Source organism: Rufibacter sp. LB8, assembly GCF_014876185.1.
In the GTDB taxonomy this organism is placed as follows: domain Bacteria; phylum Bacteroidota; class Bacteroidia; order Cytophagales; family Hymenobacteraceae; genus Nibribacter.
On sequence record NZ_JADALJ010000001.1, the window covers coordinates 2,177,139 to 2,203,472 of the forward strand.

A 26,334-nucleotide genomic window follows, 5' to 3' on the forward strand; every position below is an offset into this window, starting at 1 on the left:
CTATGAAAAATATAGTTAAAAAAACTTCTACGCTTCTCTTGGCCAGTTTTCTGTTCGCGGGTACCGGCTGTGAGGACTTTCTGGACCGCTCTCCCCTAGACACCAGAACGGCAGACAATTTCTACAAAACCCAGGCAGACGCCAGTGAAGCCCTGGTGGGAGTCTATGATATCTTGCAATGGAACACCGTAGTGGGCTACCATACCACACCGCTGGTGTTGGATATCATGTCAGATGATTCTTATTCTGCGGGCCAGGCCACCTCAGAGCCATCTCTTTTAGAAATGGACCGGCACCAAATCTTGCCTACCAACGGTGAGGTGCATGGTCTTTGGAGGAAACACTACATAGGTATTGCCCGGGCCAACACGTTGCTGGAGAAAATTGACGGCGTGGCGGCACCAGATGACTTTAAAAAACGCGTAGCCGCCGAAGCCAAATTCCTGCGTGCCCACTTCTACTTAGACTTGGTACGGTTATTTGAGAATGTGCCGCTGGTTTTGAAAACGCCAAGCCCCTCTGAATACAACCAACCCGCTGCCACGCCCAAGGCGGTCTTTGACCAGATTGCCAAGGATTTAGTGGAAGCCATGGTAGACCTGCCCGCCACCAACCTCAAAGGAAGCCAGGGCCGGGCCACCAGATGGGCCGCCAAAGCTTTACTTGCCCGAGCCTATCTGTTCCACAAAGGCGTGTACAACCAAGAGTTACAAGCCGGCACCACTGCCGTGAACGCAGCTTATGTGCAGCAACAACTTGCAGATATCATTTCCCAAAGTGGCCATGATTTGCTTCCTTCCTACGGCAGCATCTTTACCAAAGCCAATGAGTTCAGTATTGAATCTGTATGGGAAATCTCTTATTCAGATGAAAACCCGTGGTTTGACTGGGGCTACATTCACGGTGGCGAAGGAAATATGCAGCCGCAGCAACAGGGGCCTCGCATCATCAATCCAACGGGTCTGCTGTACGTTCGTGGCTGGAGCACAGGCACCCCTACCCAGGAATTGTATGACGCTTTTGCCGCCAATGACATAAGAAGAGACTCCACTATTTTAGAGGAGAATGAAGCGGGCGGAAGGGCCAACCTGGACCTAGGCTACCAGCACACCGGGTACTTCAGTCAGAAATACACCACCACCAAAGAATACCAGCCAGAATTCGGGCAAATGGAACTGAACTGGGGAAACAACTACCGTTCCATCCGGTTTGCAGATGTCCTGTTAATGGCTGCTGAATTAGCTCTGACCACCGGCGGAGACGCGCAAGGCCCTTTGACGCGGGTAAGAGCCCGGGTAGGCTTAGACCCCGTACCCGCCACCTTAGACAACATTAGAAAAGAGCGCCGGTTAGAACTAGCTCTTGAAGGTCACCGGTACTGGGATTTGTTGCGTTACGGCCTGAGCACGGCCAGTGCCGCCATCACCGTGACGCCTAGTCCATTGCCTCCTACCTATGTGGGTACCCAGAGCGACTTCACCATACAATTCAATACTGCCAGAAAAGGCTTCCTTCCTATTCCACAGAGTGAGATTGATTTGTCTGCTGGGGTTCTGAAACCAAATGCCGGTTACTAATTATTTAAAGCATTCACCATGAAAGAGATGAGAAAAATAATTCCATACATCACGCTGTTGCTGTTGTCAGCCTTTGCGTGGACCAGTTGTGAAGTGGAAGACCCTGAGCTGGGCCCAGTGCCTACTCCTTCGGCGGAGCAAGCCACCTTTACTTACTCCTACGGCACCAACCCTAACATTGTCACCTTTAAAAGCACCGCTCCAGAAGGGGCAGCCGTGCAATGGGAATTTGACGGCGGTTCTACCGTGCAAGGCCGCGAAGTGACGCGCAGCTATCCCTTAAAAGGTGAATACACCGTCAAAATGACTTTTTCAACCCCTGGGGGCTCAGCTTCCAGTACCAAGACTGTTCCCATTGCCGCCACCAACCCCGCCATGCTCAACCGCGAAGATTACAACTTCCTGACCGGTGGTATCAGTAACTTACAAGGCAAGACCTGGGTGATTGACCGTGAAAACGGCGGACACCTGGCTCTGGGCCCAATTACCAGCAGCACCCCAGAGTGGTACTCCGCGGGTCCTAATGAAAAAGCCTCTGAAGGGTATTATGATGACGAAATGGTGTTCAACCTGAACAATAACTTGGCTTATACCTATGACAACAAGGGTACCACTTTTACGCACGGCGCTTCAGCAGCTGGCTTAGGTGGCGTACCTGGTGGAGACCACACGTTAGTGTACACCCCGCCTACCGGCATGCAGTGGAACATTGTGGAAGAAGGAGACAAGAAGTTTCTGGAAATCACCAAAAACGGGTTCATTGGGTATTACACCGGTGTGTCACGTTATGAAATCCTACGCCTCACAGAAACCGAGCTGTACATCAAATTTGGCAGCACAGCCAATGCAGAACACGGCTGGTACCAGCGCCTGGTTCCCAAGGGATTCTCTAAACCTGTTCCTCCCAAAGAATACAAGGCCGCTGACCTGAATGATGACTTTGATTCGCCGGGCAACTTCACCTGGAAAATGGACAACGCCTTGTTCAATGAAAGCTTTGATAACCCAGCCCAGGTAGCCGCTAACCCATCTGATAAAGTGGCCCGCTATATTAAAGAGGCCGGCCAGGGGAAAGCTTTTTCTAATGTGTTCATTGAACTTCCCTATAAAATAGACCTCAGACAGCGCAAAGTATTTAAAGTGAAGGTCTTCTTGCCTAGTTACAATGACTACACCACCATGGGGGGTGCAGAGGATTGGTCACCGGTAAAAACCTTGCAAAAGCAGCTGGCCGTTAAACTGCAGAACTCAGAACTGGGCGGCAACTCCTGGACTACCCAGGCTGAGATCATTCAACAAGTGACCGTGATGGACCAGTGGGTAGAGCTCACCTTTGACTTCTCTAATTTTGACCAACGCCAGGACTTTGACAAGATCGTTATTCAATTTGGTGGCGAAGCGCATTTTAACCCAGGCATTTTCTATTTAGACGATTTCCGTCTGATGCCTTAGTTTTTCATAGGGAAATAGGCCAGAGACACTCTTGTTTCTGGCCCGCTTTTCCTGAATCCCCTTTAAAATGCGGAAATTTAAATATCTGGCCCTTACCCTCTGCCTGGCCTTTGGCGCACCGGCAGTGGCCCAGACCAGTACGTTCAATGAATTAGTCTGGAACGATGAATTTGAGGGCGATGGTGCTCCAAATCCGGCGCGGTGGACATATGACTTGGGTACCGGTGAAAATGGCTGGGGCAACCGTGAATTGCAGCATTACACCAACCAACCAGCCAACGTGCGCATGGCCAATGGTAACCTGGTGATTGAGGCCATTAAACAAAACGGCACCTGGACTTCTGCCCGTGTGAAAACTCAGGGCAAGTTCAGCTTTACCCATGGCCGTGTTGAGTTCAAGGCAAAGATGGCACCCGGCGTGGGCACCTGGCCCGCGCTCTGGATGCTGGGCGAAAGCGTTTCTACCAAAGGCTGGCCTGCCTGCGGGGAGATAGACGTGGTGGAATACATTGACAGGCTTCCGGGTAAAATACAAAGTGCCATGCACACGCCTGCCAGCTACGGCAACACCCAGAACATTGGCGCTACGCAAGTACCAGACGCTACTACCGCCTTTCATGTGTATGCCGCAGAATGGACGCCCCATGACATAAAATTCTTTGTAGACAACACGCTGTATTACACCTATGCGCCTGCCGTGAAAGACGCCAAGACCTGGCCGTTGAATGACAATTTTTTCCTTATCATGAACATAGCCGTGGGCGGCAACATGGGCAGTGAACCGACGCTTGAAACCAACGGGCAGAAAAACGGCGTTGACCCCAACCTGACCAGCACGCGCATGGAGGTAGACTATGTGCGGGTGTACCAACAATTCAAAGATTTAACGCTCACGGGTCCGGCTGTGGTGAGGCCTGCCGCGCAAAACCTACTGTTCAAAACCAGCCGCTTGGCCAATGCCACTTATACCTGGTTTTTGCCAAAGGGTGCCACCATTGTGAGGGGTCATAACACCTCAGAAATAGTGATCAACTGGGGAAAATCTTCTGGGAAAGTACGCGTGCAGGTACAACACAACGGCCAGACCTATACCAAAACCATGGACGTTAAAACCGGAAATGGTATTGGGTAGCAGTTCAGTTTGCTTAATGGTTTAGTGTGGTTTCTACTTCCAGGTGAATGTTCGCAAGGGACTCCTACGAAATAAATTAGCTGTAAATGATGAACATGGACCCAGTGAGCTATGCTTTCGCCAGATTAAGACTACATCTAGTACAAAACGCATTTCAAGCAGCCATTAACCTGGTAAAAGGATGGCCTGCAGCCCGTATTCTTTCTTTAATTTTTACAGGAAGCTTTTCTTCCTGATTTCAACAACCCTAAAATAAAACCCATGAAAAGGTTTACCGCTACGCTCCTCCTGTTTGTACTTTCCCTGGGAACATTTTCTTCCTTTACGCCGCCCCAAAAACAGGCTCCCATTGAAAAACGCATAGAAGACCTGCTGGCCAAAATGACGCTGGAAGAAAAAGTAGGACAGCTCAACTTTGTAGTGGGTGATTTGTTCAACACCGGCCCCACGGTGAGAACGTCACAGTCAGACAAATTCAACCAAGATATTAAAAGCGGCAAGATCACCGGCATCTTCAACATTCACGGGGCCGAATACATTGGCAAACTGCAGCGCATTGCGGTGAAGGAATCTCGGTTGGGCATTCCATTGTTGATTGGCGCCGATATTATCCATGGATTCAAGACTGTTTTCCCAATTCCCTTGGGCGAGTCTGCCAGTTGGGATCTGGCGGCCATTGAGAACGGCGCCCGCGTGGCGGCCATTGAATCTACGGCCGGCGGCATCAACCTGACCTTCGCGCCTATGGTAGACATTGCCCGCGACTCCCGCTGGGGCCGTACCGCCGAAGGTGCCGGCGAAGACCCTTATTTAGGTTCCCTCATTGCCGCTGCCCGCGTGCGCGGTTTCCAGGGGAAAGACTTGGCTGACCCCAGAACCATGGCGGCCTGTGTGAAGCATTTCGTGGCCTACGGTGCCGCTGAGGGCGGGCGCGATTACAACACCACCGACATGTCTGAGTACGTGCTGCGGGACATTTACCTTCCGCCGTTCAAAGCGGCTTTAGATGCGGGTTCCGCTACGTTAATGTCGTCGTTTAATGAATTCAACGGTATTCCGGCCACGGGCAATATGTTCACCATGGACCAGATTCTGCGCAAAGAATGGGGCTTTACCGGCGCGGTGATTTCAGATTGGCAGAACATCACAGAAATGGTGCACCACGGCTACTCCAAAGACCACGGCCAAGCCGCTGAGCAAGCCTTAAGAGCCGGAACAGATGTGGACATGATGGGCGAGGCTTACCTCAACTTCATTCCGGAAATGGTACGGTCTGGCAAAATGGATGTCAAGGTTCTGGATGCCTCGGTGCGCCGCGTATTGTGGCTCAAGTTTAAATTGGGCTTGTTTGATAAACCGTACCTGTACTCAGATACCAAGCGCGAGAAAAACGAAATAAGAAACAAAGAAAACCTGGGTGCCGCCTTTGACATGGCGCGCAAATCCATCGTATTGCTCAAAAACCAGGGCAACGTGCTACCTCTAACCGCGGCTACCAAAAGAATTGCGGTCATTGGCCCGCTGGGCAACAACAAAGCAGACATGAACGGCACGTGGTCGTTCTTCGGGGAAGAGCAGCACGCCGTGAGTTTCCTGGAAGGCATTAAGAAATACGCCAAAGGAGCCGAAGTAACCTATGCCCAAGGCTGCGATTTGTACACCAACTCCACCACCCTATTTGCCGAAGCCGTAACCGCCGCCCGCAATGCTGATGTGGTGATCATGGCCATTGGCGAAAGCGCCGTCATGAACGGAGAAGGCGGTTCCCGCGCCGACATTGGTTTACCGGGCGTACAGCTGGATTTGGTGAAGGAAATCCATAAAACCGGCAAGCCGATAGTGGCTATGGTGAGCAGCGGTCGGGCGTTGGAATTGACGTGGCTGGACCAGAATATTCCTACCATTCTGGCCACCTGGTCACTAGGGTCTGAGGCCGGAAACGCCGCCGCCAGCGTGTTGTTCGGGGAGTACAACCCAGCCGGTAAATTGCCGCTTTCTTTCCCGCGCCACGTGGGCCAGTTGCCCTTGTATTACAATCACAAAAATACCGGCCGCATGTATGAAGGCGACCATTCTGAGCCTGGCAGCGAGCGCGTGTACAAATCACGCTACCGCGATGTGCCTAACACGCCTTTGTATCCGTTTGGCTACGGTTTAAGCTACACTACCTTCAGCTACGGAAAACCAACCTTGAGCAAAAGCAGCATCACCGGCAAAGAAACGTTAACCGTGACCGTGGACGTGACCAACACCGGGAAAGTAGCCGGCGAAGAAGTGGTACAACTCTACACCCGAGATATGGTGGGCAGCACGGGCCGGCCGGTGAAAGAACTCAAGAAATTCCAGAAACTTTCCTTCGCGCCGGGTGAGAAAAAGACCATCACCTTCACCCTCACCACCGCCGACCTCTCCTTCTGGCGGCGTGATATGACCTACGGCGCCGAGCCCGGTGATTTCAAAGTGATGGTGGGTGGCAACTCCCGCGACGTGCAGGAACTTCCGTTTACCTTGACTTCCTTGTAGCATTTAATTACCCGTTTTCGGGCTCATTTCCGGAAACGAAGCCAAAAACGCCCGTTGGTTCTGCGGGCGTTTTTGGCTTTAGCACGAAATGGAAATCTTGATACTCGTTAGATAAATTACAACTTAAACGCCTGCCGGGCCAACAGTTTCCAGTGGCCGCCTTGTTTCTGCCAGACCAGCAAAATACCCAGTTTCACGGTGCCGGGAGTACCGCTGTCATTGGTGGTGGCCTGTATTTGGTGCCGCACCACGGCGGTTTTCCCGGTGACCTGAACGGTTTGGTTGGTCAACTCCATCGTCACGAAATCTGATTTCCCGCTCGCCAGGGTTTCTATGAACGTGGCTTTGTCTTCTATTTTTCCGCTGGAGTGGCCGTAGCTTAGTTGGTCGGCGACAATCATTTGCAGGGCTTGTTTTTCGCCGGAAAGCATGGCGTTTTTCAGGGCCTCCACCGCGGCGGCTACCTTGCGTTCATCCTTGGTTTGCGCGGCCACAGAACCTATAAATGCCAGACAAAGCGCCAGCAGGCAGACAATTCTTTTCATAAACGTTGATGTTGCTGATATTTCCGGAAGGTACTTAAATTGCCAGAAACTGTTTTCAATTCAGAGGCCAAACTAAATTTTCCGTTTTCGGCTCCGTTTCCTGAAATGAGCCCGAAAACGGAAAATCATTGGGCACTACCACGCCAGCGGCGGCTCTGAGTCTGGGCGCCAGACACGGCTGGCCAGTTCATTGAGCGCCTGGCGGGCAACTTGGAATCCGTCGGCCAGTTGGTGGTAGATTTGGGTTAGTTCCAGTTGGTAGGCCAGTTTGTGCTCAGAGGCGGTCCTGAAACTGCTTTTGCCAATCTGTTCATAGAACGAGAAATCTGGCGCGCCCCGGCGTTGCCTCCGCTCAATGAACGCTTTGAACATGCCAGACAGAAAGAGCGCGTAATTGCCCATGTGCACCCGTATCAAAAAGGCTTCGGCGGCGGTGGCGGTCTCCAGGGCTTCCAGCATTTCTACCATGTACTGGTAGTTCTGGGGCAATTTTTCATGCACGGTATGCAGACGCTGGGTGTGGGAAAATTTCCAGAGCAAGGCGGCAATGTAGTCAGAGAGTTCGCGGTCGTCCAGGCCCTGGCGCTTGAGCACGGTGCGGGCCAGCACGTAGAAATACAGGTGCTGTGACACAAACAACTGCCCTTTCCCCGACAACAGAACTTGCACCAGGGCCTGATGGTCCAGCATTTCATCGCGGCATTCGGGGTCAGAGAGCAATTCTACCAGACTCACGCTGCTGCCTTGTTTCTGGGCTAACACGCGGGCCACAAACTCAAAGTCCTGGGCGGTGAACTGGGCCCGGCAATTGGCTAAAACCATAGCTCCTACTCCTTTCTATTGAGTTGGGATTTTGTTCTTCAGATTGACTTCTGAATAGCACCACAGGCCATTCTGGAATTCTACTTAAAAACGGATTAGCATTTTGGAAGGTTTTCTACCGGTTGCTCTCTAAGAGCATGTTTAAATTTGTCTTTTGCGCTGCAAAAACGCTTCGCCAGAACCTTTTGCTATCTTTTTTCGCCTACAAAATCAAAATTTAAACAAGCTCTAACTGAATTAAATGCTTTCGGCCCCAAAATCTGGAAGCCAACAACCAAGGCGTTTTCGGGCTCATTTCTGGAAATGAGCCCGAAAACGGAAAATCCCCGCCAGCACTTCTGCTAACGGGGATTCTGAAAAGAGAAATTCCTAGTAATTACCCGATGGCTTGCTCCAGGTCTGCAATCAGATCTTCCACGTCTTCAATGCCCACGCTGAGCCTGATCAAGGAATCTGACAAGCCGCCTTTCAGGCGCTCCACCTGCGGAATGGTGGCGTGGGTCATGGTGGCCGGGTGCCCGCACAATGATTCCACGCCGCCCAGAGATTCAGCCAAGGCGAAGTATTTCAATTTTTCCAGCACTTTGATGGCATCTTCCTGCTTGTCGCCTTTCAGCACAAATGAGATCATACCGCCAAAATCACGCATCTGGTCTTTGGCAATTTGGTGGTTGGGGTGGCTCTCAAACCCGGGCCAGAAGACTTTTTCCACCTTGGCGTGGCCTTTAAGGTATTCGGCAATTTTTTTCCCGTTCTCACAGTGGCGCTGCATGCGTATGTGCAGGGTTTTGAGGCCGCGCAGCACCAAAAAGCAATCTTGCGGGCCGGGCGTTCCGCCGCAGGCGTTCTGCAGAAAGGCCAACTGGTCTGCCAGTTCCTGGTCTTTCACCACAATGGCACCCATGACCACGTCTGAGTGACCGGCCATGTATTTGGTGAGCGAGTGCATGACAATATCGGCGCCCAGATCTAAGGGCGTTTGCAGGTACGGCGTGCTGAAGGTGTTGTCCACCACCAGCGTGAGGTTATGCTTTTTGCTGATTTGGGCGGCGCCTTTGATGTCAATGATGTTGAGCAGCGGATTGGTGGGCGTCTCTACCCAGATCATTTTGGTGTTCTCTGTGATGTACTGCTCAATGCTGGCAATATCGCCCATGGGCACAAAGGTGAACTTGATGCCGTAGTTCTGGAACACCTTGGTGAAGATGCGGTACGTGCCGCCGTACAGATCATTGGTGGAAATCACCTCATCGCCGGGCTTCAGCATTTTGATGATGCAGTCAGTGGCGGCCATGCCAGAGGCGAAGCAGAGGCCGTGGTTGCCGTTCTCCAGCGCCGCCAGGGCGTTCTGCAGGGCGGTGCGGGTGGGGTTGTGCGTGCGGCTGTATTCATAGCCGTTGTGGTCGCCGGGGGAGCGCTGCACGTAGGTACTGGTCTGGTAGATGGGCGTCATGATGGCCCCGGTGGTAGGATCTGGCTCTACCCCCGCGTGTATGGTTTTGGTTCCGAATTTCATAGTGTGTTATACGAAGGATGGTCCGCAAGTTAAGGATATTGCCGACAAGTTTCCAGTGGCCCGGTTTCAGCCCAACAACCAATTTTGCCGTACTTCCCTGTGAGTCTGTTGACGTATTGCTTTTACTCCTTACTTTCACGCACCCAACAGACTCCCTACAAAAACAGGTGGCAATCCTACCGAACCGAGCCGCATTGGCTTTAAAATGATAATTCACGGCGAGGAAACGGAGGGAAAACTGCCCCCGCCCTAGTTATAGCTAACGTTTATGTGGAAGAAACTCCTGCAACAGAATTCGGGCACGGTGCTCTACTCGCTGCTTTTGGTAGTGGTGCCGGTGTTGGCCAGCTCTGGCCTGGCTATTTGGCTGTACAACAACCAGGAACTCATGCATTCGCTCACGTGGGCGCAAATGCTGCTGTACTACTTCCTGGTTTCGCTCACCATGGCATTTGCCCTCACGCCTACCACGTTTGTGGCGCTGGCCACCGGCTTTTTCCTGGGTTGGGAAGGATTTCCGGGCGTGGTGGTTTCTTACGGCGTGGCCGCGCTCATTGGCTACAGCATGGCGCAACTTATTGACCAGGGCAAGATGGAGAAGCTGCTGCAGCAGTTCCCCAAAGCCCAAAGCGTGCGCGATGAATTACAGCAGCAGAGCTGGGGCCTGATCATTCTCTCCCGTATTTCGCCGGTGCTGCCTTTTGCGTTCATGACCTTTGTGCTGTCTTTGGTGCAGGTGCCGCGCACCCGCTTTCTGCTGGCCAGCATGGTGGGCATGTTGCCGCGTACGCTGTTCTTCTTCTGGGTGGGCACCCAGGCCCAGGACTTGCTGGCCCTGTTGCAGGACCCCAACGCCGGCACCTCTGGCAAGCTGCTCATGGGGGCGTTGGTGCTTATCTCATTTGCCGGCCTGTACCTGGTGCTGAACCGGGCCATTAAAAAAGCACTGTCCAGAAAAAAAGGGTAATATATTAAATCGCTTTTTTATAACCTGACTTCCCAAAATAACACAAGACTTTTCCGATAAATCAGGAATAATTTTCAGACTGCATCTTTCCGTTTCCAAGTCTCCTAAGCTGCCGTTTCTGCTTATAATTTTGGGCGATTTTAAAGCCTTCAAGTGGTCTTTTATGCCCTTTTCTCTGGCAATCCAAGGCTAGTTTGGGTATGTTTGTCTGGCCAGGCGGTTTCTAACACCTTGTTTTTCCCTGCCGTATTACCAAGGAAACCCTCTTTTCACGTCCTAAATCCCCTTGCATCAACCATTCCCTATCATGAACATAAACTTAAAAGTCTTTCCAGATTTCTTCAGGTCCGCTTCAGCCGGTGGCATCATTCTGATCATTGCCTTGGTGGTGTCGCTTCTCATTGCCAACTCTCCCTGGGGTGCGGCTTTCGCCAATTTCCTGAGCCTAGAACTGGGGTATGAATCTGACCAAATCCATCTTAGATACCCCATCCTGCTTTGGGTGAATGACGGACTCATGGCTATTTTCTTTCTGCTGGTGGGCCTGGAGATTAAACGCGAAATGGTGGAAGGCGAATTGTCTTCCTTCAGAAAAGCGGCCCTGCCGGTCTTCGCCGCCATGGGTGGTATGTTCATTCCCGCCGGTATTTATGCTCTGGTGAACGCGGGTACTGATACGGCCAGCGGCTGGGGCATTCCCATGGCCACCGACATTGCCTTTGCCATTGGCTTGCTTTCCCTTTTGGGGAGCCGGGTGCCCATTGGTTTAAAGGTTTTCCTCACGGCGCTGGCCATTGTAGATGATTTGGGCGCCATTGCCGTGATTGCGTTTTTCTATTCTTCCGGCATTCAAGTGTCTAACCTTTTATATGCCCTGGGCATATTTCTGGGCTTGTTGGTGTTGAACCGCCTGGGCGTGAAATCGTTGATTTTTTACCTGGTGCCCGGTTTCTTCATCTGGTATTTCATTCACCATTCTGGGGTACACGCCACTATTGCCGGGGTGCTCACTGCACTGGCCATCCCCACCACCCCAGACGCCACGGAGTCACCGCTGGAAAAACTGGAACATGCCCTCACCAAGCCCGTGAACTTTCTGATCATGCCCATTTTTGCGTTGGCCAACACCAACATCAGGTTTGAGGAAGGCATGGTGGAAGGCATATTCAACCCTCTGGGACTGGGTGTGATTCTGGGTTTGTGCGTGGGAAAACCGGTTGGCATTTTGCTCTCCAGCTGGCTAGCCGTCAAACTGAAAATAAGCGTTTTGCCGCAGGGCGTTAATTGGCCTATGGTAGTGGGCCTGGGCCTGCTGGCCGGTATTGGGTTCACCATGTCCATCTTCATTGCCTTGCTCTCCTTCTCAGACCCGGCCTACCACACTGAGGCTAAGTTCTGCATTCTGGTGGCCTCGGTTGCCTCTGGGGTTCTGGGGTACATTACCCTGCGGGTGGTGGCCAACAAACAAGCCGCGGCTTCCCTGCGCCATACCAACGGGCTATAGAAACACAAAAAGGCCCTTCAGCTGTAGCTGAAGGGCCTTTTAAGATAAATGGTGGTCGCGAAGGGAGTCGAACCCCTAACCTTCTGATTCGTAGTCAGATGCTCTATCCAGTTGAGCTACGTGACCAGTTATTTAGTGATGCAAAGGTAGCAGGGTTCCCCTTTATACGCAAGTTCCAGGCAAATATTTTCAAGAAAAAATCATCCTCTTGCCCCGGAAGCCTGTGTTTCAGCACGTTTCCCAGAAAAAACTTGTTTCAGGCAAAGCTTCCACAATCCTTAGGTGGTTATGCTCCGTGGGGTCTGCGGATGGTGCTGGCCTACGCAAGCCGCCCAACAATTCTGGTTTTCTGCATCTACCTGAAGAACCAGAAAAATCTATTGCCTCGCACCGCTTGCAAGTGTGGCAGATAACTTCGTACATTTCCTTTGGAATGGCAGCCGAAGGAAAGGGAGCCAGTTCCGGGAGGTTCCCGCGCGAATATTTTCCGGAGTTTGGCCGTTACCAGCGCTAGAAACAAGCGGTCAACCAGAGAAAAAAGGCGCTGGCAGGCAGTAGGCCACGGGTGCTTCCACCATTTTCAAATTAACCACCACCAGGCAATGGCCACTAAAGAGGAATACATTCAGGAGCTGCGGCAGGTGCTGGAGGAAATCAACGCCCTGGACATTAGCTACCGGGCCAACTACCCGTTGCTCACCGAGCACATAGATTCTGTGATCAATAGCTGCCACATGCTGCTGTCGTCGGGGTATTCCAGTGAGCAGGAGCAGATCATGAACTATTGCAAAATAAAGCTGAGCCATGCCAAGCAGTTGCTGCTCAATGACAACGCCGAGGACAGTGTGCAACTCACCAAGGTCACCATTCTTTTCCTGCTGCGCGAAGCCACCATTGAGCCCGTAGAAGAGCAGGACTAACTTTCCGGAATTCGTCAAAAAACCCGTTTTCGGGCTCATTTTCAGAAATGAGCCCGAAAACGGGTTTTTCTTTTGGGCCTCTGTCACTTACTGGCATGAAACGCGTATGCTCACTCGTTTCACTTACACAACCGCCATGCCGTCACAGCCTTCTTCCTCGCCGCTTAAAAGGTTTCTGTATGAGAACGGCCTGAGCCTGGTCACGCTGGGTCTGGTGCTGCTGGCTATGGTGGGGCAGATTGTGTTTGGCTGGCATGAGTACAATGACGAGCTGGAGCAGATGGAGCTGGCGCCGCTCGCGTTGGGAGCCTACTTAAAATCTGGACATTTTATTGAGGCCACTTTTGAGAACTGGGAAAGCGAGTTTCTGCAAATGGGCCTCTATGTGCTGCTCACGGTGTGGTTAAGGCAGAAGGGATCTGCCGAGTCTAAAAAGCCCTACGAGGAAGACGAAGTGGACCGCGAACCCCAGCCACACAAAGACGCACCGTGGCCCGTGCGCGCCGGCGGGCTCTGGAAAACGCTCTATAAAAACTCGCTGAGCCTCGCCTTTTTTCTGCTGTTTCTGGCTTCGTTCTTTTTGCACGCCTACGGCGGAATGGAAGTCTACAACATAGAACAACAGCACCATGGGGAGCCAACGGTAGACCTGTGGGGCTATATGGCCACGTCCAGATTCTGGTTTGAGTCTTTACAGAACTGGCAGAGTGAGTTCATCGCCATTCTCTCTATTGTGGTGCTGTCCATTTACCTCAGGCAGAAAGGCTCGCCGGAGTCAAAGCCCGTAGACATGGCCCACCAGGACATGGAGTAGAAAACCGTTCCAGAATGGCTTAAATGGCTTTACTGAAGGTGTTTTCGTTGGCTTGGGAAGATTGCCGCAGGCGTTGGTCAAAGACCATGCAGATGTTCCTGACGAAGGCTTTGCCCAATTGGTTGACTTTGAGCGCATGGTCTGTAAGGGTGAGCAGGTCTTCCTCCATCATTTCTACCAGGGCAATTTTGGAATCATAATCCAGGGAACCCAGCAGGCTTTGGTCTATGGGCTGCTCGCCTTTACAGATGAGGTTCAAGATAATTTCTTTGGTGCGCAGATCTTCCAGGGTATGCAAATGCCCCTTGAAAATGGCCAGTTCTCCGCTGGCAACGGCAGTTTTGTAGTCTTCCACTTTCTTCTGGTTCTGCAGGTAGCCGTACTTGGCGTCACTGATGGACGACGTGCCCAACCCAATCAACAGTTCTGTGTGGCACGTGGTGTAGCCCATGAAATTGCGGTGCAGGGTGCCGTTCTCCATGGCTTTGTAAAGCGCGTCTTGGGGCAGCGCGAAATGGTCCATGCCGATGTCTGAGTAGCCCAACTCCTTGAATTTCTGCAGGCCCAGTTCATACAAGGCCCGTTTCTCAGAACCGCTGGGCAGATCTTTGTGCGTATAACTTCGCTGGCCCGGTTTCACCCACGGCACGTGCGCGTAGGAGTAAAACGCAATGCGGTCTGGCATAAGCAACGCCACTTTGTCAATGGTGTCAGACACGCTGGTCAGGGTCTGGTAAGGCAAGCCGTAAATCAGATCGAAGTTCACGGACTCGTACCCGATCCTTCGGGCTTCCTGGGTCACAAATTCCACGTTTTCAAAGGGCTGTACGCGGTTGATGGTCAATTGCACTAGCGGGTCAAAATCCTGAATCCCGAAACTTACGCGCCGGAAGCCCAGGTCAAACAAGGTCTGCAAATGGGCCGAGGTGGTGTTGTTGGGGTGGCCCTCAAAACTGAACTCGTGGTCAGGATGAATTTCGGCCTGCGCAAAAATGCCGTCCAGCAACAGTTTCAAATTCTCTGGGCTGAAAAATGTAGGTGTGCCGCCACCCAAATGCAATTCCCTGATGATGGGTTTCTCCGGGAAATGGCGCAGATACAAGCTCCACTCCTGCAGCAGGCTTTCAATATAACCACCTTCCACGCTGTGGTTTTTGGTGATGCGCGTGTTGCAACCGCAGTACGTGCACAGCGCCTCGCAGAATGGTAGATGAAGATAAAGACTGATGCCCTTCTCTTGGTTAGACTCCGTGAACACGCGCTCCACCACCTCAAACCACTGGCTGGCCGTGGGCGGTGTGGCATCCCAGAAAGGCACGGTAGGGTAACTGGTGTACCGCGGCGCAGGCACATCATACTTCTGTACCAGTTGTTGCTGGATGCGTTGGATCTCTGTGAGGCCGGTGTTCAGGGGAAGTGCGTTCATGCTCAGCTAATTATACTGCAAAGCTACAGCCCCCTTCTCCTGAGAAACATGACCTACACCATACCGCGCACTGATTTTGGTCACATTTCAGATTTGGAGCCCGAAAACGGAAACCCTATTGGTTGAAAGATGAACTGAGCGGAAAAACCAACTCCCGTTTTCGGGCTCAATTTCAGAAATGAGCCCGAAAACGGGAGTTGCTGGAATGTTAATTCAATAGGCAAAAATTTCTGAGTTCGAATTGGGATGCCTGCGTGATGATATAAAAAATGTGATGAATTCTTCACTTAAACTAACCCACCCCTACCCCTCCGAGGAGGGGAATGGAATGCGTAAGTATTAAAAAATCAGGACCATTACTTACTAACATCATCTTCAACTAATTGTGCTGAAAATTCCCCTCCGAGGAGGGGTTAGGGGTGGGTCTTGCTTCGTTCACAAAGTCTCCTTACGCCACGGGAACCGCCTGCGCCGTTGACTCATGTTCATGGTGGCAGAAAGAACAAGAACCGGCGCAGCTTTTCAGTTTCTGCTGGTACAGGTTGAGCAGCGGAATGGCTGTCTGGCACGACTGGGTTTTGCGGTAGGTGGGCTGCGTGTATTGCTGAGCCAGGTGCGTGTCTTTGGTGGCCATCACAAATAAATCCACGGGCTGTTTCTCCAGCACTTCCTGCAGGCCTTCAATCAGGTCTTCTTCCTCCATCAGCAAATACGTGGCACCAGAAGATTTCAGCAATCCCCGTAATTCCTCGCCCTGGCGCTTGATCTCTGCCAGGTGGTTGCGGTCAGACTTGGGGTAGAAATGCACCAAAGACACAGACGCCCGGAACAGATCTGCCAGGGTTTTCAGTTGGCTCACCACGGCAGGGTCCTGGTCGGTGAAGTCGGTGGCGTAGACTAAATGCTGAATGGGTTTGTATTCGGCTTTCTCCGGCACCCACAGCACGGGGCAATGTTCAAAATATTGCAACGACCAGGCCTGTTGCTCTCCCTGCACCACTTCCAACATCTCAGAACCGGCAATCACTAAATCCGGCTGATGTACCTGCACCAGCAACGGCAGCGCCTCGGCCCAACGGTCATGACTGAGCAGGCATTCCAGGTGCTGCGGTTGGGCGCGCTGGCGGGTTGGGCAGGCATACCGCTTGGCGAAGCTATGCAGCCGCTGCGAGTACTGGTAATGATCCGTCATGGACATGGGCGCGCCGTTGGAACTGAAGACCAACAACACATCGGCGCCTTGGTGACAGGCCATCTCCACGGCATAGCGGTAGGCGTTCACGCTGTTGTCAGACAAATCTGTGAGTACTAATATCTTTTTCATCTTCAATAGGTTAAGCGTGAACACGTATTTTATTTCCCGGTTAAGGGCAGTTATTATCTAGGAGAATGGCAGGTGGCAATGGGCTTCTCCCCTGCTTCTGTTTGCGCCAGTTGCGGGCTCACGTACGGAATGCCCAGATTGAGGCCCCGCAAAATGAACAGCACCGCCATGAACGTGGCCGCGTACGGGATAGACTTCTTAAAGAACCGCCGTAGCCCCGGCCCTACCAATTTGCCAGACACCGAGAGCAAAAACATCAACGGAAACGTGCCCAACCCAAACAGCGCCATATAGCCCATGGCGGCCGGCACGCTAGGCATGCTTACCGCCCCCGCCATGGCGAAGTACACAAACCCGCAAGGCAGCAGTCCGTTCAACAAACCAATAGCGCCCATGGACCACCAAGACGGATTCTTAAAAAAATGGCCCATGGCTTTCTGATTTTTTTGCAGCAGCGCCTCCACCCCGGTTACTTGTCTGAACTTCCCAGACACGGCAGCCGGTACCACCACCAACACCAGAATCAAAACCCCGGAGAAGATGGAAAGCCCCTGCTGAAAACCCGCTAACTGGAAACTCTGGCCCAGCAAACCGGCCACCGCCCCCAAGGCAGTATAAGAGATAATGCGTCCCAAATTGTACAGCAACCGGCCTGAAAGGAAGGAAAACCCCGCGCCTTTGCCCATGGGCAAGGCCATGGCAATGGGGCCGCACATGCCCACGCAGTGAAAACTGCCCAAAATCCCGAATAAAAACCCTGCCCAGATCATGTTACTCCAGCGTAAGGTCTTGTTTCATGAAATACTGCTGACCCTCGGCCTGCCAGCTTACTTCTACCCGCCAGAAACCTTTGGCCAGTTGGGCGGTGCTGATGTGCTGCTGCAAATCACTGTTCAAAGCCAAGGCTACTTCTATGTCTTGCTGGCTGTCTGAGGGCCTGAAAAACCGCACGTTTCCTTTCAGTTTCTGACCTTTAAATGCCTCTGGAAATACCAGACTCACTTGCTCCGCGGCGGCGGCGTGCACAATGGTAAGCGGTTGCGCCAAGGCCTGGGTTTGGCTCAATTGGTCCATGCGCTGGCCGTATTCCAGTTCCTGTTGGTAGTAGTCTTTTGACACCAGGTTCACTTCGCTCTGCATGGCGCCGCGCACCATAAAGGCAATGTAGCAGATGAACAGCACGAAGGCCGTGATGATCAACCTGGGCCACCAGGCGCCACTTTTCTTAGCTGGACTAGTTGTTGTCATGATTTCTAGGGGTAAGCTCCCGTTGACCAGAAGCAGTTATTTTTATGCTTGTTTGCTGTCTTTTATTTTATTTGCCCGGGCCCAGGAACTTGGTTTTCTCTTTGGAAATCAGTTCATCGCCGCTATACACGCCCAGTTCAATCTCCGTAGACATTCCGCTGAGTTTCTGGCCGTCAATCTCCACGAAGAACACGCCTTCAGTGATGCCCTGCGCGGGCAATACCATCTCGTTGCGCACCAGTTTCACCTTACCCGCGGGCCGGAGAACTTTCACGGTGATGGGCATGGGCGCGTTGGTTTTGTTGATGACTGAGATGTTGTAGAGGTTGCTGATGTGGCCGTTCTCTTTTTTCTGGTAGAGCATGCCCGGTGTGCGCAAGACGGTGGCGTCTACGTTGCTTCGGGTCACCAACAGCGCTACAAACCCAGCCATTAACAAGACCAGCACCACGGTGTAGCTTTTCATGCGGGCCGTGAACCGGGTGGGCGTGCCCAGGGCAATGCTTTCCTCTGACGAATATTTGATCAGGTTCTGCGGCTTGCCAATCAGGTCCATGATGTTGTTGCAGGCGTCAATGCAGGCGGTGCAGTTAATGCATTCCATCTGCTGCGCGCCGTTCCTGATGTCAATGCCCGTGGGACACACAGACACACACTGGTGGCAGTCAATGCAGTCGCCGGCGGTGCGTTCCACGTTTTTGCGGAGTTTCTCACGGGGTTCACCTCGCACGTAATCATAGGCAATCACGCTGGTTTTCTTGTCCATCATGACGCCTTGCAGCCGCCCGTAGGGGCACACAATGGTACACACCTGCTCCCTGAACCGGGCAAATACGCCGTAAAAAATGCCCGTGAAAATGACCATGGAAGACAAGCCGCCTACGTGGTTGGCGGGGGCGTCTGTCACTATTTTCTGCAGTTCCTCTACCCCAATAATGTAGGCCAGAAACGTGTTGGCAATCACAAATGAAATGGCCAGGAACGCCAGGTGCTTCAAGCTCTTTTTCCAGAATTTCTCAAAGGTGAGTGGGGCTTTGTCCAGGGCTTTCTGCTTGTTGAAATCGCCCTCAATCCAGTACTCAATGCGCCGGAACACCATTTCCATGAAAATGGTCTGGGGGCACACCCAGCCGCAGAACACGCGCCCAAACACAATGGTGAACAGAATGATGAACAGCACAAAGGCCATGAACCCCACCAGCAGAATAAAGAAATCCTGCGGCCAGAAAATCATGCCCATGATGATGAACTTGCGCTCGGGCAAATTGAGCATCAACACCGGCAAATCATTGATTTTCAGGAACGGGCCTATGAACAGAAGCGCCAGAAAGCCATAGCTTACCAGCTTGCGGTAGTTGTAGAACTTTCCGCTGGGCTTCTTGGGGTACACCCACACGCGTTTGCCGTCTTTGTCAACGGTGGCAATGGTATCCCGGAAGGCGTCATGATCTACTACTACCTGGCTCATTTCTTTCTCTGTTTGGGGGTTGCACTCAGAAAGGGTCTTCTCCTTTCTACCCTACAAAATTCAGGGTTTTGCCCCAGCCAGAAGATGACGCCGGTCATGTAGCGCAGTGATTCTTGTCAAAGGCGATGTGGAGAGGTGGGGATGTAAAAACGATGACGTGCGTTTTCGGGCTCATTTCTGGAAACGAGGCCGAAAACGGACGTTGGCGGAGACACTCGTAGGAGCTGCGCACACTACGAGGTCCTTTGGGCGGGCGTTTGTCGGAACCTCCACCTGTAGAGACAAGGCAGTGCCTTGTCTCTACCACGCATTGCTCCTTTGTCCTATATTTGGAGTCATCTTGCGGAAGACTCCAGACAACGGAAGGAATCCAGAAGTGCCCTTACCTGCACAAGAAATCATCCCCCTACCCCCTTCAAAGGGGGACGGAATGCGTGTAAATAAGACATAAAAATGTAAAAAGCGTTTTCGGGCTCATTTCTGGAAATGGAGCCAAAAACGGATGTTGATAACACAAGGGCTTCACCTGCCGCAAGTTTAGCGCTAGCGTAACTTGTGGCAGCACACGTTGTAAGTTTATAAACTTACGTCAGTTGATAAACTGACTCGGTGCATTCCCACAAGTTACGCTGGCGCTAAACTTGCGGGAGTTTTTTTATGCTATCTATGCTGTTCGGGATTTACCAATCCCGAACCACTCTGTCGGGGATTTCCTAATCCCCGCTGCTAGAAAACGGGGATTAGGAAATCCCCGACAGATAACTTTCGGATTGGTAAATCCGAAAGAGCTGGGTGACTTGCGTTTTCGGCCTCATTTCAGAAAATGAAGCCGAAAACGGAAACTAGCCCTTACCTTTTCGACCCAAATTTCAAGACTTGGAAAACTTTAATTACATACGTTTTATGGCGCGTTCCGTCCCCCTTTGAAGGGGGACGAAATGCGTAAAAAGCAATGAATGAACATTCCCAAAACAAAAAAGGAATGCCCATTGAGCATTCCCTTTCGTTCAAGAGATGTGCGGAAATTCCGCATCTCTCCCATTAAACACTAACAATAATTACTTCTTTCCTTCATATTTCTCGCCTTGCGGGGCTTTGCCGTTGGCGGGTTTGGTGCCTTGCAGGCTGAGGAGGTAGCTGGACACTTCCAGAATCTGGTCATCTGAGAGTTTGCTTTGCCAGGCCACCATGCCTTTGCTGGTCACGCCGTATTTGATCACTTTGAACACATCGTTCACGTCGCCGCCGTGGAGCCAGAATTCATCGGTGAGGTTGGGGCCTACCATGCCTTCGCCGTTCTGGCCGTGACAGGCCGCGCAGTTCTGGGTGTAGGTGGCGTGGCCGGCTTCCAGCAGAGCCGCGTCTGTGAGCGGTTTGAAGTTGGTGACTTCCTGGGCATTGCCCGAGCCGTCTTTGGGCTGAAGCAGGGCCGCTTGCTGCATCTCATGTTGGTATTCTGCGTCCTGCAGTTTGCCGCCCCACACGTGGTAGTTCAGCAGGTACACCACAGAAAACACAATGGTGGCGTAGAAACTGTATTTCCACCAGGGCGGAAGGTCATTGTCAAATTCATGGATGCCGTCATAGTCATGGTCGTCCAGCACCACGTCGGTGGCTTTGCCGGTGAGCAGTTGGGCATCGCCACGCAAAAGGGCAATCAGGCGGGCCATGAACGAGTGCTCCAGGCCCGGGCGGGCGTACAGTTTCTCCAGCAACGGCAAACTCTGCACGAAGACCATGCCGCCCAACACCAGCACCGCCGTTAACAGCAGCCCCGTGAGGCAGAGCACCAGCAAACCCGCCGTGGACAAGCCCGGTATGCCGAACATGCTTTCAGGCGCGGCTTCTGGGGCAGCGGCGGTTGCAGCTTCCTGCGCCCAGCTGGGCAAACTCAGCAGCCAGGCACCCGCCAGCGCCAGGGCCGGTTTAGAAGAGAGCGTAAAATTAGTTTTCATAACGCAGGTGGGTTAACGGCGTGGCTACTTCCTCGCCCTCAGGCTGTTGCAGGGGCATGGCGCTCATGGCGGCAATGTGCTGCTTGTCTGAGAAAATCACGAACAAGAGCAACCCGATGAAAAACACGAAGAAGATTAAAAACGAGATAATTGGGTAAATGGCGATGCCGTCAATGGATTGCAGTATATTTTTATACATGGCTCTTATGTTAAGTTAAGAGTTGAGAATTATGAGTTAAAAGTTGGGCTCGTTCCAGTTCCCTGGCTTGAAGCACCCCTGGGGCTTGACTAATTTTTTTTTGTAAAAGAAGCAGGAACAGGTAGGGGCGTTTTCGGGCTCATTCCCCCAAACGAAGCCAAAAACAGCACCCTCCCTTTTTCCCCATGCAAATGGGAATTCCTACTTTTCTTTTTGAGACACAAGATGTAAGATACAAGACGCAAGACTTCAACTCTTCAAATTCCACTTCACATCTCTTGCGTCTTGCGGCTTACATCTTGTGTCTACTTTTCAGTTTTCACTTTTATGTCAGTGCCCAGGCGTTGCAGGTAGGCAATGAGGGCGACAATCTCTTTCTCAGGTTTCACTTCTATGCCTTCCTTGGCCAGCTCGGCAGAGATTTGGGCAGCTTGTTTCTGCAGGTCGGCGTTGGCCTGTTGGGCGTAGCCGGCGGGATATGGTGTGCCCAGTTTCTGCAGGGCTTCAATCTTGACCGGTGTGTCTGAGGTGTCTAAGTCTTTCTCAAACAACCACGGGTAAGCGGGCATAATAGAACCCGGCGACATGCTGGTGGGGTCTAACATGTGGTGGTAGTGCCAGCTGTGCGGGTACTTTCCGCCTACGCGGTGCAAGTCTGGCCCGGTGCGCTTAGAACCCCACAGGAACGGACGGTCATACACAAACTCGCCGGCTTTGGAATACTCGCCGTAGCGCTCGGTTTCTGACCTAAACGGCCGAACCATTTGCGTATGGCAGTTCACACAGCCTTCCTTGATATAGACGTCGCGGCCCTGTAATTCCAGTGATGTGTAAGGCTTCACTGAAGCAATGGTCGGCACGTTAGATTCTACTAAGAAGGTAGGAATCATCTCCACAGCCCCGCCAATCAGGATAGCCACGGTGGCCCATACCGCCATTTGAATAGGACGACGCTCAATCCAGCGGTGCCAGTGTCCTTTATGCTCCACGCCTTTAATCATAGGCATCATTGGCGCGGCGTGGGCTTCTTCGTTGGCGAGCAAAGACCCGGATTTCACGGTCTTAATCACGTTGTAGAGCATCACAAACACACCGCCCAGGTACAACACGCCCCCAATACCACGCAGGTAATACATAGGCACCAATTGCAGCACGGTCTCTAAGAAGTTAGAGTATTGCAACAGGCCGTCTTGGTTAAACTGTTTCCACATTAAGCCTTGGGTGAAACCGGCCCAGTACATAGGAATGGCGTAGAACAGAATCCCCAGCGTACCTAACCAGAAGTGCACATTGGCCAGTTTTTTAGAATATAGTTTAGTCTGAAAAATGCGCGGCAACAGCCAATAGATAATCCCGAAGGTCAGGAACCCGTTCCAGCCTAGTGCGCCTACGTGTACGTGTGCTACTATCCAGTCTGTAAAGTGAGCAATGGCGTTCACGTTTTTCAGCGACAGCATAGGGCCTTCAAACGTAGCCATACCGTAGGCCGTGATAGCCACTACCATGAACTTAAGCACCGGCTCTTCGCGCACTTTGTCCCAGGCACCGCGCAAGGTCAGGAGGCCGTTAATCATCCCGCCCCAGCTAGGCGCCAAAAGCATCACCGAGAACACCACGCCCAAACTCTGCGCCCAATCGGGCAAAGACGTGTACAGCAAATGGTGCGGACCGGCCCAAATGTAAATGAAAATCAAGGACCAGAAGTGGATGATGGATAATCTATAAGAATATACCGGACGATTAGCCGCCTTGGGCAGGAAGTAATACATCATGCCCAGGTACGGCGTGGTCAAAAAGAATGCGACTGCGTTGTGGCCATACCACCACTGCACCAGCGCATCTTGCACCCCGGCGTAACCAGAGTAGCTTTTCATGAACGTCACCGGAATCTCGTAGGAGTTCACAATGTGTAGCACCGCCACGGTCAAAAAAGTAGCAATGTAAAACCAGATACCCACGTACAGGTGGCGCTCGCGGCGTTTCAGAATGGTTCCGAACATGTTCCAGCCGAACACTACCCACACTACCGTAATGGCAATGTCAATGGGCCACTCTAATTCAGCGTATTCTTTAGAAGTGGTGTAGCCCAAGGGCAGCGTAATCACGGCAGCTACAATAATCAACTGCCAGGCCCAGAAATGGATTTTACTGAGCACATCTGAATACATGCGGGTTTTGCAGAGGCGCTGCAAACTGTAATACACCCCCATGAAAATACCGTTGCCCACAAAGGCGAAAATCACGGCGTTGGTGTGCAAGGGCCGTACCCGCCCGAAGGTGGTGTACTCGGTGCCCATGTTCAGTTCTGGCCGCGCCAGCTGGAAAGCGATCAGCACGCCGATCATCATACCGGCTATTCCCCAGAACAAGGTGGCGTACGCAAAGTCCCTGACAATCTTGTTGTCATAGAAGAAGGTATCTACCCAACTGGGGTCGTCGGTTTTCCGGAGCGGCGGATTGGGTTTGGTGAGGGTTAGCGTTGACATGTACGTGGTGTTTATTGAACACTACAAATGTCAGGAGTACCGCCAGGGAAAAAGATGACGGTTGTCAGTTGCGCGGGTGATTGATGTCAAAAAGGGAGGTAAAGGCGAAAGGGCTAAAACGATTAAAAAGTGGAGCTAGCGCCGTACAATTAAAGGCCCAGAAAAAATTAATACATCACTTAACAGGTGAAGTCTGGAAATTCAATTTATTTTGAATAACTCTCGCACTCAACCTAAAGCTCCTACCATCAGAACCTCGCGCCCATTTCTTAATTCTTCCACCGTTTTCACGCTCACGCTGCTGGTTCTGGGGCTTACCGTCTTAAGCGTGTATTTATTCGGCCTTGGCCGACACCATACGTTTTTCCAGAACTCGTTGCTTTCCACTTCGCTGTTGTCGTTGGCGTTCTTTGGGTTTGTGAGCGCGGGGCTTTATAGAGGCGTGAAATTAAAAGATACAGTAGGCAACATCACAGACAGAATTCCCTTCCGGCGAGAGACAACCGCAAGCAAGAAACGCACCGGTTGGTCAAATTTTCTAGATGTATCCCCCACCTTCCCTAGCGGTAATTCATCTGGTTCTTCTAAAAGTGGTTTTGATTTGGGCGACTTAGACGGTGGAGATGAAGGCTGTCTGGTAGTGCTAGCTGGCATCTTGCTTTGGATACTGGCGGCGGTGGTGCTGAGCGTTGTGCTTTTTCTCTTTGGCGAAGTTCTGTTGGTAGCCGTGTTCGCGTTTATGGCTATGCTCTATTGGGTCTTCTTTAGGGCCTTGCGATTGGTGTTTCGGCACAGTCACCAGACCAAGGGCCGATTGTTGGCAAGTTTGGGCTTTGGCTTGGTTTATACCTTGTTGTACAACAGCTGGATTTACGGAATTTTTCTGTTGGTAGAGTATTTTAGATCTTAATTCCGTTTTCGGGCTCATTTTTGAAAATGGGCCCGAAAACGGAATGATGTCTTTTTCTGTTTACACTTCCACGCCAACCTCCAAACTACTTACCAAACACTTTTCTTTCACTTTCTCCGTATCTTTTAAGAAATTGCAGACCATGGGCGCCCTGAAAGAAGACTTGCATAAACTGATTGAAAGCACCGAAGACGAAGCGCTGCTGCAGAACATTTTCATGCTGCTGTCAAACCCACAGCAACCCGCCGGCCAGATCTGGGAAAGTTTAAGCGCAGAACAACGGCAACAAGTGCTGGACAATGAAGCCGAGATTGACGACCCAAAAGCCTGGCTCAGCCATGAAGACCAAGTGAAAGCCAATGCCCCATGGCTCAAATAATTTGGCATAAACGCGCCACCCAACAGTTTCAGGCTATTCAAACCTACCTTTTAGAGGAATTTGGGAAGAAAGCAGCCAAGGAGTTTACTTTTCATAGCTTCCAATTTCTGGAATTACTCCAGCAATTTCCCACGCTAGGTACCATTGAAAACCCAGAAAAGAACATCAGAGGTTTTGTCCTGCACCGCCACACCACGCTGCTGTACAAATCAGTGAACGAAAAGATTTACCTGCTGGCCTTTTTTGATAACCGGCAAAATCCTTCCAAGAAATAAAATAAATCCCCATTTTCGGGCTCATTTCTGAAAACGAGCCCGAAAACGGGAATGCTTCTTCCATCCACAAAACTACTCTCAGCTTCTTCAGAGAAAGCAACCACAACGCTGCCTATCCCCAGAATTACTTACCGTTGGTCTGGAGGCAATTGCTGGTCAAACGGCAGGAAGCGGTTGTTTTTCAGGACATACAGAATGGTGCGGGTCTGTTCAATCACCGAAACGCCATCCAAGCCCAGCGGTCTTTTTTTCTGGTTCCGGAAGTCAGTCACCACGGAGTCTTTGGGCGCCAGGCGCAGTTGATACACGCTAAACAAACCGTTGGCCAGTTTCTGCGCCGGATACGTGGCCACCTTCACCAGTTTAGCCTGCCGCGCGAAATCCAGGAACGCCAGCACATGAATAGAATCATTCTCCAGCACCTGCACGGCGTAGTCGCGTTTCTGGTCACCGTTAAAATCCCCGATGATGTAGAGCGGATCTTTGACGAACGATTGGTTCTGGGCCAGAATCTGGTCAGGTAACGCGGCTACTTTGGCCTTGGGCCGCTGCTGCGTGAGCAAGTCAGTGAGCGTGTCGGGCAGCGCGAAGGTGATTTTCCCTTTGCGGGTGGCTTTGGCCAAACTGTCAATAGAGGCTTTGGCGTCTTCGTCAATCTGGGTTTCAATCACGTCTTCATCGGCGGTCTTGTACCGGCCATCTGCCGATTCTGACTGACAGCCCGAAAAGCCCAGCAACGAAACAAAAGCGAGCGCATATAAGGTGAGATGTTTCATGGTTTCTAATAATATGTAGCTTTTGATAATGGATTTAGAGCAAACTATGGCGCGGATTTACTTCCGTGACTTGCCTTTTTGCCACTTAAAAGTCATGAAAGTAAATCCGCGCCATA

At 51.8% G+C, this 26,334-nt stretch carries 23 protein-coding genes and 1 tRNA gene; 11 read left to right on the plus strand and 13 right to left on the minus strand.

The window, feature by feature from the left end:
- Positions 1–2 precede the first annotated feature (2 nt).
- From IMY23_RS09275 to bglX, 4 genes are all read left to right on the plus strand, one after another.
- On the plus strand, positions 3–1,577 hold the full coding sequence (locus tag IMY23_RS09275; RefSeq protein ID WP_192821816.1) for a RagB/SusD family nutrient uptake outer membrane protein: 1,575 nt from the start codon (positions 3–5) through the stop codon (positions 1,575–1,577).
- 18 nt (positions 1,578–1,595) lie between these two features.
- Positions 1,596–3,029: a PKD domain-containing protein gene (locus IMY23_RS09280; RefSeq protein WP_192821817.1), complete on the plus strand. Its 1,434-nt coding sequence runs from the start codon at positions 1,596–1,598 to the stop codon at positions 3,027–3,029.
- Positions 3,030–3,096: 67 nt separating this feature from the next.
- A complete protein-coding gene (locus IMY23_RS09285) occupies positions 3,097–4,161 on the plus strand; it encodes a family 16 glycosylhydrolase (protein ID WP_192821818.1) in 1,065 nt (354 codons plus the stop codon).
- Between the two features lie 261 nt (positions 4,162–4,422).
- Positions 4,423–6,684 (plus strand): beta-glucosidase BglX, encoded by a 2,262-nt coding sequence (bglX, locus tag IMY23_RS09290; protein ID WP_192821819.1) that lies wholly within the window; start codon positions 4,423–4,425, stop codon positions 6,682–6,684.
- Positions 6,685–6,800: 116 nt separating this feature from the next.
- On the opposite strand, the gene IMY23_RS09295 is transcribed toward bglX, so the two are convergent.
- The 3 genes from IMY23_RS09295 to IMY23_RS09305 form a co-directional block, all read right to left on the minus strand.
- The gene (locus tag IMY23_RS09295) at positions 6,801–7,229 is read right to left on the minus strand and encodes a nuclear transport factor 2 family protein (RefSeq protein ID WP_192821820.1); all 429 of its coding nucleotides are present in this window, start codon (positions 7,227–7,229) and stop codon (positions 6,801–6,803) included.
- 135 nt (positions 7,230–7,364) lie between these two features.
- A complete protein-coding gene (locus tag IMY23_RS09300) occupies positions 7,365–8,051 on the minus strand; it encodes a hypothetical protein (protein ID WP_192821821.1) in 687 nt (228 codons plus the stop codon).
- Positions 8,052–8,427: 376 nt separating this feature from the next.
- Positions 8,428–9,567 carry a cystathionine gamma-synthase gene (locus IMY23_RS09305; RefSeq protein WP_192821822.1) on the minus strand — a complete coding sequence of 380 codons (1,140 nt, stop codon included), beginning with the start codon at positions 9,565–9,567 and terminating at the stop codon, positions 8,428–8,430.
- A 268-nt stretch (positions 9,568–9,835) separates the two neighbouring features.
- Here IMY23_RS09305 and IMY23_RS09310 point away from each other — a divergent pair, with 268 nt between their 5' ends.
- Both IMY23_RS09310 and nhaA read left to right on the plus strand, forming a co-directional pair.
- Positions 9,836–10,534, plus strand: coding sequence for a TVP38/TMEM64 family protein (locus tag IMY23_RS09310; protein WP_192821823.1), 699 nt, complete (start codon positions 9,836–9,838; stop codon positions 10,532–10,534).
- A 307-nt stretch (positions 10,535–10,841) separates the two neighbouring features.
- Positions 10,842–12,038, plus strand: coding sequence for a Na+/H+ antiporter NhaA (gene nhaA, locus IMY23_RS09315; protein ID WP_192821824.1), 1,197 nt, complete (start codon positions 10,842–10,844; stop codon positions 12,036–12,038).
- Positions 12,039–12,087: 49 nt separating this feature from the next.
- On the opposite strand, the gene IMY23_RS09320 is transcribed toward nhaA, so the two are convergent.
- Positions 12,088–12,164, minus strand: a tRNA-Arg gene (locus IMY23_RS09320).
- Between the two features lie 476 nt (positions 12,165–12,640).
- Here IMY23_RS09320 and IMY23_RS09325 point away from each other — a divergent pair.
- Complete coding sequence (locus IMY23_RS09325; RefSeq protein ID WP_192821825.1) at positions 12,641–12,958, plus strand: hypothetical protein; 318 nt, start codon at positions 12,641–12,643, stop codon at positions 12,956–12,958.
- Positions 12,959–13,064: 106 nt separating this feature from the next.
- A complete protein-coding gene (locus tag IMY23_RS09330; RefSeq protein WP_225986465.1) occupies positions 13,065–13,772 on the plus strand; it encodes a DUF6766 family protein in 708 nt (235 codons plus the stop codon).
- Positions 13,773–13,791: 19 nt separating this feature from the next.
- Here the strand turns inward: IMY23_RS09330 and hemN are convergent, their stop codons facing one another.
- From hemN to ccoN, 8 genes are all read right to left on the minus strand, one after another.
- Positions 13,792–15,198, minus strand: a complete 1,407-nt coding sequence (gene hemN, locus IMY23_RS09335; protein ID WP_192821826.1) for an oxygen-independent coproporphyrinogen III oxidase — start codon at positions 15,196–15,198, stop codon at positions 13,792–13,794.
- Positions 15,199–15,646: 448 nt separating this feature from the next.
- On the minus strand, positions 15,647–16,522 hold the full coding sequence (locus IMY23_RS09340) for a universal stress protein (RefSeq protein WP_192821827.1): 876 nt from the start codon (positions 16,520–16,522) through the stop codon (positions 15,647–15,649).
- Positions 16,523–16,575: 53 nt separating this feature from the next.
- The gene (locus tag IMY23_RS09345; RefSeq protein ID WP_192821828.1) at positions 16,576–17,292 is read right to left on the minus strand and encodes a sulfite exporter TauE/SafE family protein; all 717 of its coding nucleotides are present in this window, start codon (positions 17,290–17,292) and stop codon (positions 16,576–16,578) included.
- A 1-nt stretch (position 17,293) separates the two neighbouring features.
- Entirely contained in the window at positions 17,294–17,770 is a 477-nt protein-coding gene (locus IMY23_RS09350; RefSeq protein ID WP_192821829.1) for a FixH family protein, read from the minus strand.
- A gap of 67 nt (positions 17,771–17,837) precedes the next feature.
- Positions 17,838–19,238: a cytochrome c oxidase accessory protein CcoG gene (gene ccoG / locus IMY23_RS09355; RefSeq protein WP_192821830.1), complete on the minus strand. Its 1,401-nt coding sequence runs from the start codon at positions 19,236–19,238 to the stop codon at positions 17,838–17,840.
- 1,058 nt (positions 19,239–20,296) lie between these two features.
- Positions 20,297–21,193, minus strand: a complete 897-nt coding sequence (locus IMY23_RS09360; RefSeq protein WP_192821831.1) for a cbb3-type cytochrome c oxidase N-terminal domain-containing protein — start codon at positions 21,191–21,193, stop codon at positions 20,297–20,299.
- Positions 21,183–21,392 carry a hypothetical protein gene (locus tag IMY23_RS09365; protein ID WP_192821832.1) on the minus strand — a complete coding sequence of 70 codons (210 nt, stop codon included), beginning with the start codon at positions 21,390–21,392 and terminating at the stop codon, positions 21,183–21,185. The genes IMY23_RS09360 and IMY23_RS09365 overlap by 11 nt, the downstream gene beginning before the upstream one ends.
- Before the next feature lie 305 nt (positions 21,393–21,697).
- Positions 21,698–23,878 carry a cytochrome-c oxidase, cbb3-type subunit I gene (ccoN, locus tag IMY23_RS09370; protein WP_192821833.1) on the minus strand — a complete coding sequence of 727 codons (2,181 nt, stop codon included), beginning with the start codon at positions 23,876–23,878 and terminating at the stop codon, positions 21,698–21,700.
- Positions 23,879–24,089: 211 nt separating this feature from the next.
- Between ccoN and IMY23_RS09375 the strand changes: the two genes are divergently transcribed.
- The 3 genes from IMY23_RS09375 to IMY23_RS09385 are packed head-to-tail and all read left to right on the plus strand — an operon-like array spanning position 24,090 to position 25,442.
- Positions 24,090–24,788, plus strand: a complete 699-nt coding sequence (locus IMY23_RS09375; protein WP_192821834.1) for a hypothetical protein — start codon at positions 24,090–24,092, stop codon at positions 24,786–24,788.
- Positions 24,789–24,831: 43 nt separating this feature from the next.
- Positions 24,832–25,167 (plus strand): hypothetical protein, encoded by a 336-nt coding sequence (locus tag IMY23_RS09380; RefSeq protein ID WP_192821835.1) that lies wholly within the window; start codon positions 24,832–24,834, stop codon positions 25,165–25,167.
- Positions 25,155–25,442, plus strand: coding sequence for a type II toxin-antitoxin system RelE/ParE family toxin (locus IMY23_RS09385; protein ID WP_192821836.1), 288 nt, complete (start codon positions 25,155–25,157; stop codon positions 25,440–25,442). The genes IMY23_RS09380 and IMY23_RS09385 overlap by 13 nt, the downstream gene beginning before the upstream one ends.
- Positions 25,443–25,570: 128 nt before the next feature.
- Here the strand turns inward: IMY23_RS09385 and IMY23_RS09390 are convergent, their stop codons facing one another.
- Positions 25,571–26,218: a hypothetical protein gene (locus IMY23_RS09390; RefSeq protein WP_192821837.1), complete on the minus strand. Its 648-nt coding sequence runs from the start codon at positions 26,216–26,218 to the stop codon at positions 25,571–25,573.
- Positions 26,219–26,334 lie beyond the last annotated feature (116 nt).

What these genes read in the sequence shown, in the direction of transcription:
- IMY23_RS09275 (WP_192821816.1), top strand. Translation starts at nt 3, where the DNA reads ATGAAAAATATAGTTAAAAAAACTTCTACGCTTCTCTTGGCCAGTTTT.
- IMY23_RS09280 (WP_192821817.1), top strand. Translation starts at nt 1,596, where the DNA reads ATGAAAGAGATGAGAAAAATAATTCCATACATCACGCTGTTGCTGTTG.
- IMY23_RS09285 (WP_192821818.1), top strand. Translation starts at nt 3,097, where the DNA reads ATGCGGAAATTTAAATATCTGGCCCTTACCCTCTGCCTGGCCTTTGGC.
- bglX (WP_192821819.1), top strand. Translation starts at nt 4,423, where the DNA reads ATGAAAAGGTTTACCGCTACGCTCCTCCTGTTTGTACTTTCCCTGGGA.
- IMY23_RS09295 (WP_192821820.1), bottom strand. Translation starts at nt 7,229, where the DNA reads ATGAAAAGAATTGTCTGCCTGCTGGCGCTTTGTCTGGCATTTATAGGT.
- IMY23_RS09300 (WP_192821821.1), bottom strand. Translation starts at nt 8,051, where the DNA reads ATGGTTTTAGCCAATTGCCGGGCCCAGTTCACCGCCCAGGACTTTGAG.
- IMY23_RS09305 (WP_192821822.1), bottom strand. Translation starts at nt 9,567, where the DNA reads ATGAAATTCGGAACCAAAACCATACACGCGGGGGTAGAGCCAGATCCT.
- IMY23_RS09310 (WP_192821823.1), top strand. Translation starts at nt 9,836, where the DNA reads ATGTGGAAGAAACTCCTGCAACAGAATTCGGGCACGGTGCTCTACTCG.
- nhaA (WP_192821824.1), top strand. Translation starts at nt 10,842, where the DNA reads ATGAACATAAACTTAAAAGTCTTTCCAGATTTCTTCAGGTCCGCTTCA.
- IMY23_RS09325 (WP_192821825.1), top strand. Translation starts at nt 12,641, where the DNA reads ATGGCCACTAAAGAGGAATACATTCAGGAGCTGCGGCAGGTGCTGGAG.
- IMY23_RS09330 (WP_225986465.1), top strand. Translation starts at nt 13,065, where the DNA reads ATGCTCACTCGTTTCACTTACACAACCGCCATGCCGTCACAGCCTTCT.
- hemN (WP_192821826.1), bottom strand. Translation starts at nt 15,198, where the DNA reads ATGAACGCACTTCCCCTGAACACCGGCCTCACAGAGATCCAACGCATC.
- IMY23_RS09340 (WP_192821827.1), bottom strand. Translation starts at nt 16,522, where the DNA reads ATGAAAAAGATATTAGTACTCACAGATTTGTCTGACAACAGCGTGAAC.
- IMY23_RS09345 (WP_192821828.1), bottom strand. Translation starts at nt 17,292, where the DNA reads ATGATCTGGGCAGGGTTTTTATTCGGGATTTTGGGCAGTTTTCACTGC.
- IMY23_RS09350 (WP_192821829.1), bottom strand. Translation starts at nt 17,770, where the DNA reads ATGACAACAACTAGTCCAGCTAAGAAAAGTGGCGCCTGGTGGCCCAGG.
- ccoG (WP_192821830.1), bottom strand. Translation starts at nt 19,238, where the DNA reads ATGAGCCAGGTAGTAGTAGATCATGACGCCTTCCGGGATACCATTGCC.
- IMY23_RS09360 (WP_192821831.1), bottom strand. Translation starts at nt 21,193, where the DNA reads ATGAAAACTAATTTTACGCTCTCTTCTAAACCGGCCCTGGCGCTGGCG.
- IMY23_RS09365 (WP_192821832.1), bottom strand. Translation starts at nt 21,392, where the DNA reads ATGTATAAAAATATACTGCAATCCATTGACGGCATCGCCATTTACCCA.
- ccoN (WP_192821833.1), bottom strand. Translation starts at nt 23,878, where the DNA reads ATGTCAACGCTAACCCTCACCAAACCCAATCCGCCGCTCCGGAAAACC.
- IMY23_RS09380 (WP_192821835.1), top strand. Translation starts at nt 24,832, where the DNA reads ATGATGTCTTTTTCTGTTTACACTTCCACGCCAACCTCCAAACTACTT.
- IMY23_RS09385 (WP_192821836.1), top strand. Translation starts at nt 25,155, where the DNA reads ATGGCTCAAATAATTTGGCATAAACGCGCCACCCAACAGTTTCAGGCT.
- IMY23_RS09390 (WP_192821837.1), bottom strand. Translation starts at nt 26,218, where the DNA reads ATGAAACATCTCACCTTATATGCGCTCGCTTTTGTTTCGTTGCTGGGC.